Origin of the sequence: Serratia liquefaciens (genome assembly GCF_027594825.1) — a bacterium.
Taxonomy (GTDB): domain Bacteria; phylum Pseudomonadota; class Gammaproteobacteria; order Enterobacterales; family Enterobacteriaceae; genus Serratia; species Serratia liquefaciens_A.
Genome location: NZ_CP088930.1, coordinates 3,482,739 through 3,498,175 on the forward strand (window position 1 = coordinate 3,482,739; position 15,437 = coordinate 3,498,175).

13 protein-coding genes and 1 pseudogene are annotated in these 15,437 nt (G+C 49.6%); 5 read left to right on the plus strand and 9 right to left on the minus strand.

What is annotated here, in order from left to right; translation table 11 throughout:
* Window positions 1-10 precede the first annotated feature (10 nt).
* From LQ945_RS15910 to LQ945_RS15920, 3 genes are read right to left on the minus strand one after another with little or no spacing between them, the layout of a single operon-like run.
* Entirely contained in the window at window positions 11-1,207 is a 1,197-nt protein-coding gene (locus tag LQ945_RS15910) for a DUF4268 domain-containing protein (RefSeq protein WP_270101185.1), read from the minus strand.
* The gene (locus LQ945_RS15915; RefSeq protein ID WP_270101186.1) at window positions 1,200-2,642 is read right to left on the minus strand and encodes a restriction endonuclease subunit S; all 1,443 of its coding nucleotides are present in this window, start codon (window positions 2,640-2,642) and stop codon (window positions 1,200-1,202) included. The genes LQ945_RS15910 and LQ945_RS15915 overlap by 8 nt, the downstream gene beginning before the upstream one ends.
* Window positions 2,632-4,338, minus strand: a complete 1,707-nt coding sequence (locus LQ945_RS15920; RefSeq protein ID WP_270101187.1) for a type I restriction-modification system subunit M — start codon at window positions 4,336-4,338, stop codon at window positions 2,632-2,634. Before LQ945_RS15920 ends, LQ945_RS15915 begins: the two co-directional genes overlap by 11 nt.
* 214 nt (window positions 4,339-4,552) lie before the next feature.
* On the opposite strand from LQ945_RS15920, the gene LQ945_RS15925 reads away from it, so the two are divergent.
* From LQ945_RS15925 to LQ945_RS15935, 3 genes and pseudogenes are all read left to right on the plus strand, one after another.
* Window positions 4,553-5,530, plus strand: a complete 978-nt coding sequence (locus tag LQ945_RS15925; RefSeq protein ID WP_270101188.1) for a toll/interleukin-1 receptor domain-containing protein — start codon at window positions 4,553-4,555, stop codon at window positions 5,528-5,530.
* Window positions 5,531-5,606: 76 nt separating this feature from the next.
* Entirely contained in the window at window positions 5,607-5,915 is a 309-nt protein-coding gene (locus LQ945_RS15930) for a hypothetical protein (protein ID WP_270101189.1), read from the plus strand.
* A gap of 364 nt (window positions 5,916-6,279) precedes the next feature.
* Window positions 6,280-6,789: pseudogene (locus LQ945_RS15935) on the plus strand (GTPase family protein); the annotation flags it as partial.
* A gap of 94 nt (window positions 6,790-6,883) precedes the next feature.
* Here LQ945_RS15935 and LQ945_RS15940 read toward each other — a convergent pair.
* Both LQ945_RS15940 and LQ945_RS15945 read right to left on the minus strand, forming a co-directional pair.
* On the minus strand, window positions 6,884-8,155 hold the full coding sequence (locus LQ945_RS15940) for a type II toxin-antitoxin system HipA family toxin (protein WP_270101190.1): 1,272 nt from the start codon (window positions 8,153-8,155) through the stop codon (window positions 6,884-6,886).
* A gap of 2 nt (window positions 8,156-8,157) precedes the next feature.
* Window positions 8,158-8,643 (minus strand): helix-turn-helix domain-containing protein, encoded by a 486-nt coding sequence (locus tag LQ945_RS15945; protein WP_270101191.1) that lies wholly within the window; start codon window positions 8,641-8,643, stop codon window positions 8,158-8,160.
* A gap of 450 nt (window positions 8,644-9,093) precedes the next feature.
* Between LQ945_RS15945 and LQ945_RS15950 the strand changes: the two genes are divergently transcribed.
* Together LQ945_RS15950 and LQ945_RS15955 are read left to right on the plus strand one after the other, a co-directional pair.
* Window positions 9,094-9,729 carry a carbonic anhydrase gene (locus LQ945_RS15950; protein ID WP_012005022.1) on the plus strand — a complete coding sequence of 212 codons (636 nt, stop codon included), beginning with the start codon at window positions 9,094-9,096 and terminating at the stop codon, window positions 9,727-9,729.
* A 207-nt stretch (window positions 9,730-9,936) separates the two neighbouring features.
* Window positions 9,937-10,233, plus strand: coding sequence for a helix-turn-helix transcriptional regulator (locus tag LQ945_RS15955; protein WP_044554025.1), 297 nt, complete (start codon window positions 9,937-9,939; stop codon window positions 10,231-10,233).
* Between the two features lie 147 nt (window positions 10,234-10,380).
* Here LQ945_RS15955 and LQ945_RS15960 read toward each other — a convergent pair whose 3' ends face one another.
* The 4 genes from LQ945_RS15960 to ascF form a co-directional block, all read right to left on the minus strand.
* Entirely contained in the window at window positions 10,381-11,502 is a 1,122-nt protein-coding gene (locus tag LQ945_RS15960) for an HNH endonuclease (protein ID WP_270101193.1), read from the minus strand.
* Window positions 11,503-11,756: 254 nt separating this feature from the next.
* Entirely contained in the window at window positions 11,757-12,065 is a 309-nt protein-coding gene (locus tag LQ945_RS15965; RefSeq protein ID WP_270101194.1) for a hypothetical protein, read from the minus strand.
* 355 nt (window positions 12,066-12,420) lie between these two features.
* Window positions 12,421-13,851: a 6-phospho-beta-glucosidase gene (locus tag LQ945_RS15970; RefSeq protein WP_270101195.1), complete on the minus strand. Its 1,431-nt coding sequence runs from the start codon at window positions 13,849-13,851 to the stop codon at window positions 12,421-12,423.
* Window positions 13,852-13,867: 16 nt separating this feature from the next.
* A complete protein-coding gene (gene ascF / locus LQ945_RS15975) occupies window positions 13,868-15,310 on the minus strand; it encodes a PTS cellobiose/arbutin/salicin transporter subunit IIBC (protein ID WP_270101196.1) in 1,443 nt (480 codons plus the stop codon).
* Window positions 15,311-15,437: the final 127 nt, after the last annotated feature.

The window sequence follows — 15,437 nt, forward strand, 5'->3', positions numbered from 1 at the left end:
ACGTCCTGTATTAAACGTGTTCGGCTTCTTCTGTAATATTTTCAGCTTCATCATGCCCGTTAAAGGTTCGCTTAATCAACTGATTAAGTTCCGGTAGACATGTTGAAAAGGCTTTTTCAAATGCCGTCATATGTTCTACCAACCAGTCGACCATCTCCGGCCACTTATCCTGATCTGCGATGTCGTTGATGGGTTTTCTGTAAGTAATACGACAGGATTTCTTATCCGGTAAGGCCTGCCAAAAAATTTCATGCCCAAAGCGATTTTCGATAGCGGATTTGCGTTCATGAAGCCAGTCAAACGCAAATGTATTGGTTTGTGCTGACGGTTTGGCAATCCAAAGCTCAACCCTAATTTCTTTTTTGCTGAAGATAAGATTGTACGAAACGCCACTGATGCCAGAACCTGCGCTTAACCAGTGGTCGGTTGACGGGCTGATATTATTGTAGAGTGAACATGAGCTAACGCGGAATTTCTCCAGAGCCTGGGTCCAGAACGCCTTACGTAAATGATGGCGAGCTTTGGATTCTCCAGTCGTGGACTGCTCCTCAGCCTCTTTTTGCGCCATACCGATCATGTAAGATTCCGCTTCCGGCGTCGGGATAACCTGCTTGATATCAATAAACACATCGTTACCATAACGGTAAGGTGTGACCTTAAAGCACTGTACGCGAATATTAAACTGCATTAACCAGAGTGCGGTATTAGTTGCTTCTTTGCGGAAATTTGCTGCGACCATCATGATACGCTGTGAACGATTCTGGTTAATTTGTACCTCTTCCAGGCTATCGTGCTCAAGAAATTCAGCCAGCACGTCAGCTGCAGGACGCGTTTCTTCTGGTTCGTTCTGATCGAGGTAACGTTGGAAGATCTCAACGATATGTTCTTTGCGTAGATTCGCGCAGTAACCCGCGTACTTCAGCGCCTGCCAGACGACATCACGCCCGGAATCATCGAGTTTGTTCTCGATGATCACCAGATTACCGTCCTTGTCGATCGCCAGTAGATCAAGCCGCTCTTTGGTATCGTCAAACCCAGCAAACTCTTTTTGGATGATAAGTAATTCATCATCACAGTTACGGGTCAACGCCTGCGGATGCTTTGCCAACCATTCCTGTAAGTGGTAACGTTCGGTGAAACCCGCTTGACTGAAGGTGGTTTCCTGAAGGGGTTGCAGGCTATTGCTGGGCTGATCGACTTTAAACATAGTCAGTTTCCTTGGCTATTTCCTCGGCTTCCGGTAACGTGATTTCACCGGACAGGAGTTTGGGGAGTAGGGTATCGCGTAGCTGTGAAAGCAGTGTGTTTTGATTGTGCTTTACCCGATTATTATCAATGACAAAATTACTAAACTTACCAAATTTCATTAATAATGCGTCAGGAGGTATTACCCATGGCATATTTTGAAGCACTCCTGCATCAGCCCTTTGCCTTCCGCTAGTCCCCTGCATACTTTGAATGGCCGTTATTCTGAAGGATTCTAAGCGGGCAATAAAATAACTTATAGATAAAGGAAGATCTCGTTTTACTCTCATCACAATAAATTCAGTTGATCCCCAACCGACTGTGTCATTAGAGGAGAGAAAGTCTACAAATGCAGTTTTTCCATTCTCAAGACAAGGTGTTATGCGAGCCAAGAGAGTGTCGCCATTTTTAAATTTTGTGCCACTAGTTACTTCTCGACAAACAACTTCTTGTACTGAATGTCCTTTAACAGGAACATTTTTCATATCAAGATACGGAGCATTAATTCCTTTTTTTAATATTCTTTTTGGGTTGAATTCGATAATTTCCCCCAAATTGCCAATAGCCCATCCTTCAGGAATCTCACCTAATTCACTTTCCTGCATTGCAGACGGAAACAGTTCTGCTGTGGCCTTTAACTCAGCATATTGCTCAGGGTGCTCACGCTCAAAAATCGCCAGCGCGTCAGCACTTTTCCCGGAAATCGCCGTCATGGCAGCAAACGTCGCCTCTTCTTGCGAACCACCTGATTCCAGCACCGCGATTTTGGCTTTTACCGGTTCAAAATCAACAAACCAATTTTTGAACAGGGCCTGTGCCATTTGTTCGAGAGTTTGGTTAATTCGTTTAGCATTAACAATCTTCGAATTAATACTATCTATAACACTGACGATAAATTTTCTTTGTGCGTAAGTGCCCCACGGGATAGAATACGAAAAAATATCTGATAATGTTATACTTGCTTGGTTTGCGCTCCCCTGAGCTTTTGATATCAAATATTCTGAAAAATCTTTAGTTTTAAGTGAGATGTATAGATATTTTTGATTCACTAAATCTTCATCAACAACTCTAAGCCTCACTGTATTCTGGTTTAATAAGGCTCCGGATAATTCACGAGGAACCCTTACAACTTTACCCACTATTGATGCTGGGTTTTGAGGCCATGAACCAACGGTTGCAATAACCACATCATCTTCATTGAGCCGTACCATTTTGTTACTAATAGCTACTTCATGAGCAACAAAGCGAAGGTCATCAGTAGAAATTGAATCCCAAGTAAAATTGCTTACACGTACAACAGGAACACCAGCAGAAATATAATCTTTTGATTTGAAGGCAAAACCTTTTTTGTGTGCTACTAAACTACCTAGTTCTTCTCTTTTTAGTTCAAAGCCCATAACCCAGGCTCCCCAAGTTTTCCTTAATCTGTGATTCCAACTCTGCACTTTCATCCAACTGAATTTTAAGCTGCGCAGTCAGCCTCTCCATCTTCTCGGCAAACGGTTCATCATCTTCATCCTGTTCAACCGCACCAACGTATCGACCAGGGGTTAAGACAAAATCATTTTTCTTGATATCGTCCAGTGTGGCAGCAAAGCAGAAGCCGGCCTTATCTTCATAATCTTTATCCATTTGCCAGGCATGGAAAGTGTCGGCAATCTTTTTAATATCATCCGTTGAGAAATCACGTAGTACGCGATCTTTCATAAAGCCAATCTGGCGGGCATCAATAAATAGCACTTCACCCTTACGATGCGCTTTACCATTACCGCCAGATTTATCTTTGGTCAATAGCCAGATACAGGCAGGGATCTGCGTGTTAGTAAAGAGTTGACCCGGCAAAGCTACCATACATTCAACCAGATCAGCTTCGATAATCTGACGGCGTATATCACCTTCCGTATTACTGTTGGAGCTCATCGAACCATTCGCCAACAACAACGCCATTGAACCTTTCGGGGCCAGATGGTGGATCATATGCTGCATCCAGGCAAAGTTGGCGTTGCCCTGTGGCGGTGTGCCGTACTGCCAGCGGACGTCATCTTCCAGCTTTGCATTCCACCACTCTTTCATATTGAACGGTGGATTAGCCATAACAAAATCGGCACGCAGATCCGGGTGCTGGTCGTTCAGGAACGTATCGGCGTTCTGTTTACCGAAGTTAAAATCGATGCCGCGAATCACCATATTCATCGCAGCCAGTCGCCAGGTGGTAGGGTTGGACTCCTGCCCGTAAACGGAGATATTGCGTTTCTGCTCAGCTGCGTTGTAATGCTTTTCATTAGCATGCGCTTCAATAAAGCGATCGCTGGAAACAAAGAAACCACCAGAACCCATTGCCGGGTCATAAACGCGACCATTGTAGGGCTGAAGCATTTCAACAATCAGCGTGACGATGCTTTTTGGCGTGTAATACTGGCCGCCCTGCTTGCCTTCCGCCAGTGCGAACTGACCAAGGAAGTATTCATAGACGTGGCCGAGAATATCTTTGCTCTTCAAATTGAGCTTCACGCCGTTGTATTTAGGCTCGCTAAAACTGGTATCGGAGAAAACGTTGATCAGGCTGATTAACAGATCGTTACCAAGCTGATAGTGCCCGATACGGTTAAGGATGTTTTTCAACTTCGGGTTGCTGTTTTCGATAGTATCCAGAGCGATATCAATCAGCTTCGATACTGACGTCATGATGATATTTTTGCCGCTATCGTCTTTCCCCAGAACCGTCCCTACAGGCAAAGCAGCGTTGGTTTTGAGCGTTTCCCAGCGAGCCAGTTTGGGCACCCAGAAGACGTTTTTCTCAGTGTAATAGTCCTGGACTTCCAGCTCTTCGGCGATCGCCTGCTGATATGCTTCTTCCGTGTCGTAATCGTCACGAGAAAGCGCGTAAATGTTGTCCGGGTTGGACTTATCTTCAAACAGCCCTTTCAGTTCCTTCTGACGGGCGTCAAAGGCATCTGAAACATACTTCAGAAAGATAAGCCCCAGCACCACATGCTTGTAGTTGGCCGCGTCCATATTGGCGCGTAGCTTGTCTGCTGCCTTCCAGAACTTAGTATCCAGATCGTTCAGAAATTGCTGTTCAGCGTTGTCCATCAAAGCCTCAAAAAATCATCTATGCCTGGTTCGGTGCCCAGGTTGCGTAGAATCGGGGAAATTATTAGGGATCATACCCTGACGTCAGAGCGATACCAAGATGAAGGGCTGATTTCCGCATCAATACCTTGCGGCAAGGGGGGATTACTCTTTTACACTTATAGGTGCAAAATAACGGTGTTTTTCATTTCCCTACCGGAGCATCTTACGCGCTATGACCACTCTCGTTTTTTCCTATTCTCATGCAGATGAAGCATTACTCAATGAACTTCAGAAGCACCTGTCCCCTCTGAAGCGGATGGGTAAAATTACCACATGGCACGATCGCCGTATCGTTCCAGGCCAAGAGTTTGAGCGCCAGATTGATCTGTACTTTTCCCAAGCAGATATCATCTTGCTACTGATCAGTAGTGATTTCATCAATTCTGATTATTGCTATCAGGTTGAAATGGCTAATGCGCTTGAGCGGCACAACCGGGGTGAAGCGGTGGTCATTCCGGTAATCTTAAGAGATTGTGCCTGGCATCAGTTGCCGTTCGGCAGCATTATGGCGGCGACAATCGATGGTAAGCCGATTACCCGATTTTCCAGTCACGATGAAGGCTATGTTCAGGTCGTCGATGCTGTCTCCCGAGCCATTGCCAATTTGGAAGCGAAAAAGCCACAGCAGAGTGTGCACGCTGCAGCTCCGGTGAATCCGATGCTTCAGGCAGCAGATACCGTTTTTACACCGCGTTCCAGCAATCTTTCTCTACCCAAGAGCTTTACCGACCTGGATAAAGATCGAGCCCGTCACGAGGGTTTTGAGTATGTCGCTCGTTATTTTGAAAACTCGCTGGATGAACTTAAAAATCGTCATGCTGGGTTAGACGTTGATTTCCAGCGAATTGATGCGAATTCATTCACTTGCTCAGTATATATCAATGGTAGCAAGGTTGGTCAATGTGGCATCTGGCGTGGCAATCAACACCATGGAATGGGGGATATCTGTTATAGCCAGGATAACGTTGTTCGAAACAGCATTAACGAAAGCCTGAGCCTTGCTGATAATGGTCAATCTCTTGGTTTCCGTGCTCTGATGGGAGGATTTAGCAGCGGTAACTCACGAGAAGAGCTTCTGACGAACGAAGGGATGTCAGAACATCTCTGGGGAATGTTCTTCGGAGTAATCAAGCAACGTATGTCTCGATGATTAATTGCCCCAGAATCGTTTACTTAGCCCAATTTGAACGAAGCCGGTACTGACAAATTACGATAAGGATATAGAAATGGTACAACTTAACCTTGCCAAGGTTCTGTTACTTGGAGACGAAAGCAATGGATATGTCCGTTACGAAATATTTTCAAAAGAAGGAGAGCGACCAGACTATCCAGAAAAAATTATAGTTTATCGCGAGAAGGTATTGGTGGTGAACGGTGATAAGTATTGGGCTAAAACGGATGAAATCATCAGTCTGGATCATCTCGGATTCCAGGACGGGGGATTTCAAATGGCAATTACTTACCAGATGCGTCCTGCGCGGGATATGTTTTCAGCTATAGGTGAATGCAGAAAGCATTATAGTAATTCCCAGTGACCGGACGATTATAGAACAGACTAATTCAGCAAAGTTGATCTCAGTTCTACTTCAGTTCTGAAGATTTGGCGTGGTAGGCCGGGCAGCGAATGATCCTTAATAATTAGTGCCAGATTGCGTACAGTGCCGATTGTCTCTGTTAAGCATTGAGATAGATATGGTGCAGACGATTAATCAGTTGGATTTCACTGATGTCTGGCTTCGCATAAGGACAATCATGCAACGTATAGCCACAGAGAAGACAGATATAACTGTCGTTAGGCGCGCCCCGTGTGGTTAATAGCCTCGGAACATAATCGGACTCCTGTTGGCAGGCGTAAGCCGTCCCTGAAGGGCAGGCTTACGCCATGCTGTTGTATAGATGAATAAAGAATATGAATCTCTGTATCGCCATATCCTCCCTGAGCTGGATCTCATCTTGTGGGTTATCAAAGCCGATGATCGAGCCTTCTCTGTGGATGAACGCTTCTACCGGCGAGTGATGACTGGCTACCAACAACGGGTACTGTTTATCGTTAATCAGGTTGACAAAATCGAGCCAAGCCATGAGTGGTATGTCACCGGCAATGTACCATCACCGCATCAGTGGGTGAATATTGAGGCCAGGCTGGCATCCATTCGTCAGTTATTTTCACCACTCCATCCGGTGTGCGCTGTCTCAGCGAGAACAGAATGGAATCTGCCATCAATGGTAGAAACGATGATGTGCTGCCTGCCAGACCGAGCCACCAGCCCATTGGCGACACAACTGCACGGGAGGTTATGCGGTGAACCGATAAAAAAGCAGGCGCGTGAGGGTTTTGGCAACGCAGTAGGTGAGGTGTTTGATTCTGCGGAAGCAGCATCATTTATTCCTGCGCCATTAAAAGCGGTTACGGAGTGATGCTTTTTATCTCTACACAAATAACCTCTTTTTAGGTCTTTTATGCAGAGATGGCGATTCTGTTACTCAAGAAGACAAGGCCTGTTTATCTTTCTGCAAGCCTGAATGCTTCAGCCATGCGCTCCTGTTCCCGTAGAGGAAGCCCCAGACCATTAGCGATAGTTCTCCATTGGCTCACTATCCCAATGAAATTTTCAATAATCTCATCGGCCTCAGCCAGACTTAAACGAAAGAACCTGGCGACTTCCCGCGCCAACTCGAGGTCCAGCGCATTATCCGATTCAGTGATATTCAGTTTTAGGCCGTCGGACCAGGGCATAGGGTTCATGTCGTAGGCCTCTGAAAGCCGCCAGCCCTTACCAGGCACCAAAATAAACCCGTGATTACGCAAGTGATCGTCTGTGTTTGATACGAGGATATTGAAAACGATCCTTGACCAGAGTTCCCGTAGGTCGGTGTTGGTTTGCGAACCTTGGGTTATCAGAACTTGGGCAAGTTCCAGATAGCTGACACCCGTCGAGGCATCATCACCATCCTGATGCCGGGTCATTGTCATCGCCGAAGCAAAATGAAGGCGTCGCCCGGTGTGGGTGCGATCGAATCGGCGAACCATAAAGCAGTGATAATCGCTGGCGAATTTATGAGCCTCGGCTGCTGCGACCTTTAACCCACAGCCTACGGCAAGGGCATTAACAACCATCTCCCAGCCGCCAACATCGTAATCATCCCGGACACTTGGAAATTTTGCTATATGCAGGTGGCCTTGCTCGTCGATCACACTGGCTTTAGGTCTGGCCCCACCCAGCGAGCCACCCGGAGCAATAAGCATCCGCAACCATTCCTGCCCTTGTGGAGATGTATTATCCGGATCATCTTCCAGTGCGCGACTGGCTCTTTCTAAAGCGCGAATTTCGGTAAAGGGTGGGGCGGCGATACCAGCCCGGTTATCAAGAAACTCACCTTCATCTTCAAGCTTATAACGCAGCGCGCCAACGCGATAAAGGTCATGCACGCCCAATAGATAGTCTGATTCGTATAGCCGGGTTCCTTCAGCTTGAATACCAGTACGAATATCCCTTTCAAGGCGACGTTTCATCAGCAACCGACCCCAGCGATCGGGGCTGGAGTCACCAAATACCCCGAATTTGTCCTTTGGCTGAGTGGGATACTGAGCACCGGGAAATAGCCGTATTTCTGGGTCAAGTTGCAGGTGATTGAGGCTGGGATCGGCTAATGCCAGGGGATCGTATTCAAATTCAAATAGCTCCCGCATGCGAGTTTTTCGGCCATGCAAGAGGCCTATGCGCTTTGGTTCTGACAATCCATCCCAGTCTGCGTATACACCGATCATTGCCATTGTTAATTTCCTTTTATTGGTTTCTTCAATGGTTTTAGCAGGGAAGCCAGATTTGCCGAGGTAGTGCCTGTCGTTGTTCTGGCGGAAGGCAGGCTGGGTTTCTCGGTTGCTGTGACTTGCTTAACTGACTCGGCGCTGCTGTCCTCGGTCACTGGTTTTCTTCGAGCTGACGTAACCTTAGAAGGAAGCGTGCTGGCATTTTTTATCAGGCGCGAATCCTGAAGCTGGCGACCCAATTCATCCTCGGCGGCCAACTTATTCAGATCTGTTTCCAGCCCTAACACCTGCATGACGGACAGGTAAGCGCCAATCGTGACACCTGCGCCACCTGCTTCAAGCGAACGTAGCGTCATTGGCGTCATGCCTGCTCTTTCTGCAACCTGTTTGGCCGTCAGTTTCCGGCGTAGTCGCGCAAGCTTCAGTCGTTCGCCAAAGTCAGTCAGTAACAGGTTTGTGCCAGGAAGTAGGGGTGCTGTTTTTTTAGCCATGGTGATAATATTTTATCTTTCAGTGTTAAATATGAACATAATATTAGCATGTTTACTGATTGTTTGAAGGTGATTGCCTTTGTTTTATGGCTTGTAGTGCTAATATTGTCTCTATAAATTAAAAAAAAAGATAAAATATTAGCACTTTGAGTTTGAGTTAGACTGCCGTAGGCAGATGTTCACGGCTTGAATGTGGTTTCCAGTGATATCAGGGAAGTGGTTAAGAAAACGCCATCGAGATATCTTTAAAAGGTTATTAATTTTGCTACCAGGCGAGGTTTAGTTGTGGACTCACCGGGAAAACAAACTATCAGGGCTCAGATACCGATGGAGCTTACTGCACCCTCGTCATTGCAGCCCCTTGAACGCTCATTTCCATTCAAGAGGTGCTGGACTAACCGGGAGTGATGATTATCATGTTATCGATACTACCGATCCAGAGAGCGTGTTATGCAACATATCATTGAAGGTTTCCTCAGCTTCCAGAAAGAGATTTTCCCACAGCGTAAGGAACTCTTCCGCAGCCTTGCCTCCAGCCAGAACCCTAAAGCGCTTTTTATTTCGTGTTCTGACAGCCGCCTGGTACCCGAGCTTGTGACTCAGCAAGACCCAGGGCAGCTTTTCGTTATCCGTAACGCAGGCAACATCGTTCCTTCCTTTGGCCCGGAACCGGGCGGGGTGTCGGCGACCATTGAATACGCGGTGGTGGCATTGGGCGTCACGGATATCGTGATTTGCGGCCACTCGAACTGCGGCGCCATGAAGGCGATAGCTTCTTGCCAGTGCCTTGACCCGATGCCGGCAGTGGCCCACTGGCTGCATTATGCTGACGCCGCCAAAGCGGTGGTAGAGAAGAAAACCTGGGATAACGAAATCGACAAAGTTAACGCTATGGTCGAAGAGAACGTCATCGCCCAGCTAAATAACATTAAGACTCACCCGTCCGTTGCCGTGGGCCTGCGCAACAACGGCCTGCGTCTGCACGGCTGGGTGTACGACATCGAAAGTGGCGAGATCCGCACGCTGGATAAAAATACGAAGAATTTCGTATCACTGGCGGATAACCCCGCAGTTCACTTCGAATAACGTGATGCCTGGCCTTGGCTATCAAATTCAATCCACGCTTCGGCGTGGATTTTTTTATGAATAAATTTAGCCAAGATAACAGCCTTTAGGCTGTATCTATAATTAAACACCCTATAAGCTGTATTTTGCATTTACAGCCTGTGGGGTGTAATGTGAACAATACAGCTTATAATCTGTACACAGCGATAAGACAGCGAGCCGCTATCTATGAATACCGTCTATCCGTTAAAAACACTGAGCCAGCTACGTCCTTTACTGGTGGGTTTTCGTAAAGCAAAAGGCCTGACGCAAAAAGACGTCTCTGAGAGGCTGGGCGTCACCCAGCAGACCTATGCACGCCTGGAGTCAAACCCTACATCAGCCAGCCTGGAACGTCTGTTTAGGGTGTTTAATGTGCTGGGTATTGAAATGGTGTTTTCATCAGAGCTTACCTCTGCGGGATGTGAAACCGAGGAAGTCTCTGCCGAACATAAAAACTCACCCGCCAGGCGGGAACAGTGGTGATGATATGCGTCGTTCGCAAAAACGGTTTTCTAATCACAGCAAAATAAGGGCAGAGGATGATGTGGGGAAAAGATGATCCTTTTCTAGACCCGTTTCTTTAAGCACCACCCTCGAAACACTTCTACTCAAATAGTTTTTAAATAATGGCTATTTAAAACTCGCCTCTTTCAGCTCCAACTTCACCATCAAAGTCTGATTCAGCGCTTTCCCATCAACCCCACTGTGGATCCTGCGGTGGCAGGTAGGGCAGATGGCGCCGACCCACTGAGGGTGATCGGGGCCTTCATCGGCCAGGCGTTTTGTGTGATGAGGTTCCAAGTAGGGTTCGCCATTCCTTTTCTTGAACGGTGCGGGTTGCTCGCATGACTCACAGATACCATTGGCGCGTTGCAGTACGTATTTTTTCACGTCTTCGCTGCGCTTGAACCAAGAGTTTTTGCTGTCACTTTCTTTACGCTGGCCCGTCATCATGGATGATTTTATGGCCTTGGCACGTAGCTGCTCGAGCGTATCTTTCTTCGAAGCGACTTCTGAAGTGTCGATATCATTATCAACTTCGCGAGCAGAAGATACCGGGAATAAATTAAAAACTATTCCCTGCCGCATATCCTTTTTTTCGAAGTCTAAGCATTCAATGTAATCCCACGTATCACATTCAAACATGCCAATAAATCTTACGCCCTTATCTTTTTTATTATCTTCAAATAAGAAGATGTCTTCGCCATTCTCTTTGTGGTCGCGGATGGCCTTATTGCCCCGAATAAACTCCATTGGGCCTTTCTGGCCTTCTCCGGTATAGGAGAAGCTGCCATCAGCTGACCAACCGTCTTTGTAGCCATAAGCCTCGCCGCTCTCACCGGTAAAGATGAAGATGACGGGGAACTCAGTGGGTGTCCAGATACCGCCCTGCAGTTGCCCACCATAGAGGTCGATAAGCTCTTTACGCGTGTAAAGCCTACCTTTGACTAAATGCTCAATAGGGTGAGGTGTTTCGATGATCTCGAAACCGAGGTTTTTAAGTGCTTGGATCGCAATCTTAGCGCCATTGTTAGATTTTATTTTTTCGAAGGGTGTTTCGAACTGGTAAACATAAGCGGCCGCGACGATGACTCTGATATCGTACTTTTCGTTATTATAAAGGAGTTCACATTTTTTAATTCGTTTGACGTTGTATTTTTTCAGCAGAGCATCACAACCCAACGTTTTATATTCTTCGATGGCTTTTAAAACCGCTTCTTTCGAAGATAACGTCTCTATTTTAGTCGGCAAAACATTTCCCTCATTGCAGAACGGATTCTGATCAATGCGTTTGCGTGCTGCCAGCGGCCATGCGTCGTTATCCAGCAGTTAACTCATCGATTTATCGAATGCGTTAACTATGCCAGGCCACGGGGGAAATGCCTACCTTCGTGAATGTGTTTATCGTGATGTGTCAGTCAGATCTATGAGATTTACCAGAGTGATAAGAACGGTACAAAACTAATACCGTTCTTATTATTTATTTTGGCTTTTATTTTAACTTATCAGCTCTGGCACTCCATCTCGCGCAGAGCACGTCCATAGAGGTTGCACAGGGCCGGTACTAAGTGAGCCGTCGCGTTGAGGTAGTGATGCAGCTGTTCCCATTGGGTGTCGTCAGGCTGCGGGTGCTTTTGCATAAGCTCACCGAACAGCAGCAGGCCGTGGCAGAGTCCTTCGGCCTGCTCGGCGGAGAGGGCGGCTAGGTCTAGGAGTTGCGTTGCGTCTAGGGTGCTGAGATCGAGCTGATTGAACAATTGGCGATAGAGGGTGAGGGTGTCTGTGGCAGGTTCTGAGGTGGAAGTATCAGCCATGATTGCATCTCCGTATGTCATTAGATTATGACCATCACCAGAGACGCTAAACTCGGGTGGCAGCCCAGACGGGGTTAGCGTTACCGGGACATAGGAACCGGCGCTTCGTATGAAGCCCCCGCCTGAGCCACCATAATTTGGGGTGAGCTAAAGCTGCGGCATTATTACACAACGCCGCGGTATATGTCAGATTCGGAACGCTAACTCCGGCTGCGGAATGTGCCGCAGCCAACAGACTATAGCGCTGACCAAAAGGCGAAAAAACAGCCTGTACAAAATTACAGGGGCTTACTGCCAGGTCTGGAATACGGCTCGCAACAATCGCCTTTAGCGGCCCTTATCGCACCCATCCCCATCACCCCAAATCCCCCCCATTACTGGCAATCACCTGCTTGTACCACCAGAAAGATTTCTTGCGGGTGCGGGCGAGTGTGCCGTTGCCGCTGTCGTCGCGGTCGACATAAACCAGGCCGTAGCGCTTGCTCATTTCCCCGGTCGAAGCCGCCACCAGGTCAATGCAACCCCAGGTGGTGTAGCCCATCACTGGCACGCCGTCGGCGATGGCGTCGGCCATGGCGCGGATATGCTCCCGCAGGTAGCTGATGCGGTAATCGTCGGCGATCTCGCCGTCGGCATTGAACTCGTCGTGCGCGCCCAGGCCGTTTTCCACCAGAAACAGCGGTTTTTGGTAGCGGTCGTACATCATGTTCATGGTGATGCGCAAACCCAACGGGTCGATGCCCCAGCCCCAGTCGCTGCGCGGGATATGCGGGTTGGTCAGGGATTTCACCACGTTGGCGGCGCTGCTGTTGTTGTCGTTCATATCGGCAGACGCGCAGCGCGAGGCGTAATAGCTGAAAGAGACAAAATCGACGGTGTTCTTCAGGATATCGGCGTCGCCTTCCTCCATCACGATACTCACCCCTTTCTCGCGGAACACCCGGGCAGAGTAAGCAGGGTAGGCACCGCGGGCCTGCACGTCGATAAAGAACAGGTTCTCGCGGTCTTTCTCCAGCGCGGCCCACACGTCTTCCGGCTTGCTGGACCAGGGGTAAAAATTGCCGCCCGCCAGCATACAGCCCACCTGGTTGGCGGGGTTCACCTGGTGGGCGATGCGGGTCGCCAGTGCACTGGCAATTAGTTCGTGGTGTACGGCCTGGTATTTTACCTGTTCGGGGTTCTCGTCCGCCTCAAACACCAACCCTGCGCCGGAGAACGGGCTGTGCAGCACAATGTTGATCTCGTTGAAGGTGAGCCAATACTTTACCAGCCCGTCGAAGGCTTCGAAGCAGGTGCGGGCATAGCGGGTGAAAAACGCCACCATTTTGCGGCTGCGCCAGGAGCCGTATTCGGTCACCAGGTGCATCGGCACGTCGAAATGGCACAGCGTCACCAGCGGCTCGATGCCGTATTTGCGGCACTCTTCGAACAGGCTGCGGTAGAAGGCGATGCCTTCCGGGTTGGGCGTCAGCTCGTCGCCGTTCGGGTAAATCCGGCTCCAGGCGATGGAGGTGCGGAACACGCTAAAGCCCATCTCCGCCATCAGCGCAATGTCGTCGCGGTAGCGGTGGTAAAAATCAATCGCGTCGTGGCTGGGGTAAAACTCGTCTTCGCGCAGGGCAAAACGCTTCTCCAGGCCGAGCTTTACCGGCATGCGGTTGGGGCCATGCGGGATCATGTCAACCGTGGTCAGCCCTTTGCCACCCTCGCGATAACCCCCTTCAGACTGGTTGGCGGCCAGGGCGCCGCCCCATAAAAACCCTTGCGGGAATGTTGAATCAGACATGCAATCCTCAATTGTCTCAGTGGGTAGCGTTAGCGGTATTGGCCGCAGGCGCGGTTGTCGTTGGGGCCTCTTCGCTTTCCGGAATGTCTTCAAAGCCCAACAGCAGCGTGAGCACGAATGACAGCACCACGGAAAGCACCATCACGCCGCCGACCCAGACAATGCTCATCGGGTTCGACGGGTCAAAGAACTGCACGCTGGTGAACAGGCCGGGCGAAGCCATCGAATGGCTGGCTAATCCGCCAATGCCGGCGACGGCGCCGCAGATAAAACCGCTGATCAGGCTGGCGATTAATGGGCGTTTGAGGCGCACCGCCACGCCGTACAGCGCCGGTTCGGAAATCCCCGCCACAATGGCGGAAGCGGCGGCGGCCAAGGCGGTCTGGCGCAGTTCGCGGTTCCTGGTTTTGAACGCCACCGCCAGCGAAGAGCCGCCGAGCGACAGGTTGGCGCCAATCTCCGAAGGCATCACCATGCCCTCTTTGCCGGTTTCGGCGATGGTCTGAATGATGGTCGGGGTGAAAACGCGGTGCATGCCGGTCATCACCAGCAGCGGCCAGATTGCCCCCATAATGGCGACGGAAAGCCAGCCCAAATAGCCATGCACGGTGTACACCAGCGCCGAGATACCGCTGCCGATCCAGATGCCCAGCGGGCCGATCAACACAATCGCGATCGGCGCGGCGATCAGCACAATCAGCATCGGCTTAAGGAAGTTCTTGGTCACCGCCGGGGTGATGCGATCGACCCAGCGCTCGATATACGACAGGATCCAGGTCATCACCAACGCCGGGATCACCGTGTAGGTGTATTTCACCGCCGTCACCGGAATGTAGGCGAACTCCACCGCCTGGCCCTGCGCCGCCTTGGCCATCAGATCGATAAAGTTAGGATGCAACAGCACACCGGCAATGGCGATCGCCAGCGACATATTGGTTTTGAATTTAAGAGCGGCAGAGGCGGCGACCATCACCGGCAGGAAGAAGAATGCGCCGTCGCCAATCACGTTGAGGATGATCAGCGTCGACGAGCCTTTATCGAACACGCCGGCCATATCCAGCATCATTGCCAGCAGCTTCACCATCGAACCGCCGATGATGGCCGGGATCAGCGGCGACATGGTGCCGACCAGCGCGTCGAGAATGCCGGCGCCAATGCCTTTCAGGGTGATTTTGCGCTTTGCCGGTGCGGCCTCGGGGGCGTTGCCCGGCATGCCAAGCGCCAGCACCGCCTGATAGGCTTTCGACACTTCGTTGCCGATGATCACCTGGCACTGCTCGCCGCTGTGCACCACGCCCATCACGCCGCTAATCGCTTTGAGTCTTGGTGTGTCGATCAGCGCCTTGTTTTTCACCACGAATCGCAGGCGGGTCATGCAGTGCGTAACGGCTTCGATGTTCGCGCGGCCGCCCAACGCATCCACGATGGCGTGCGAGATCTCTGTGTAGTTCTTCGGCATGGAATATCGTCTCTTAGATATGAATTCGGATTGCCCAAAGGCGAATTTGCGCTACCTGGGCGATCCGCCGTTCCATCTCAATGAAACGCCCACAAGAAACCGGTTTCACAAAATCATGCTGATCTGT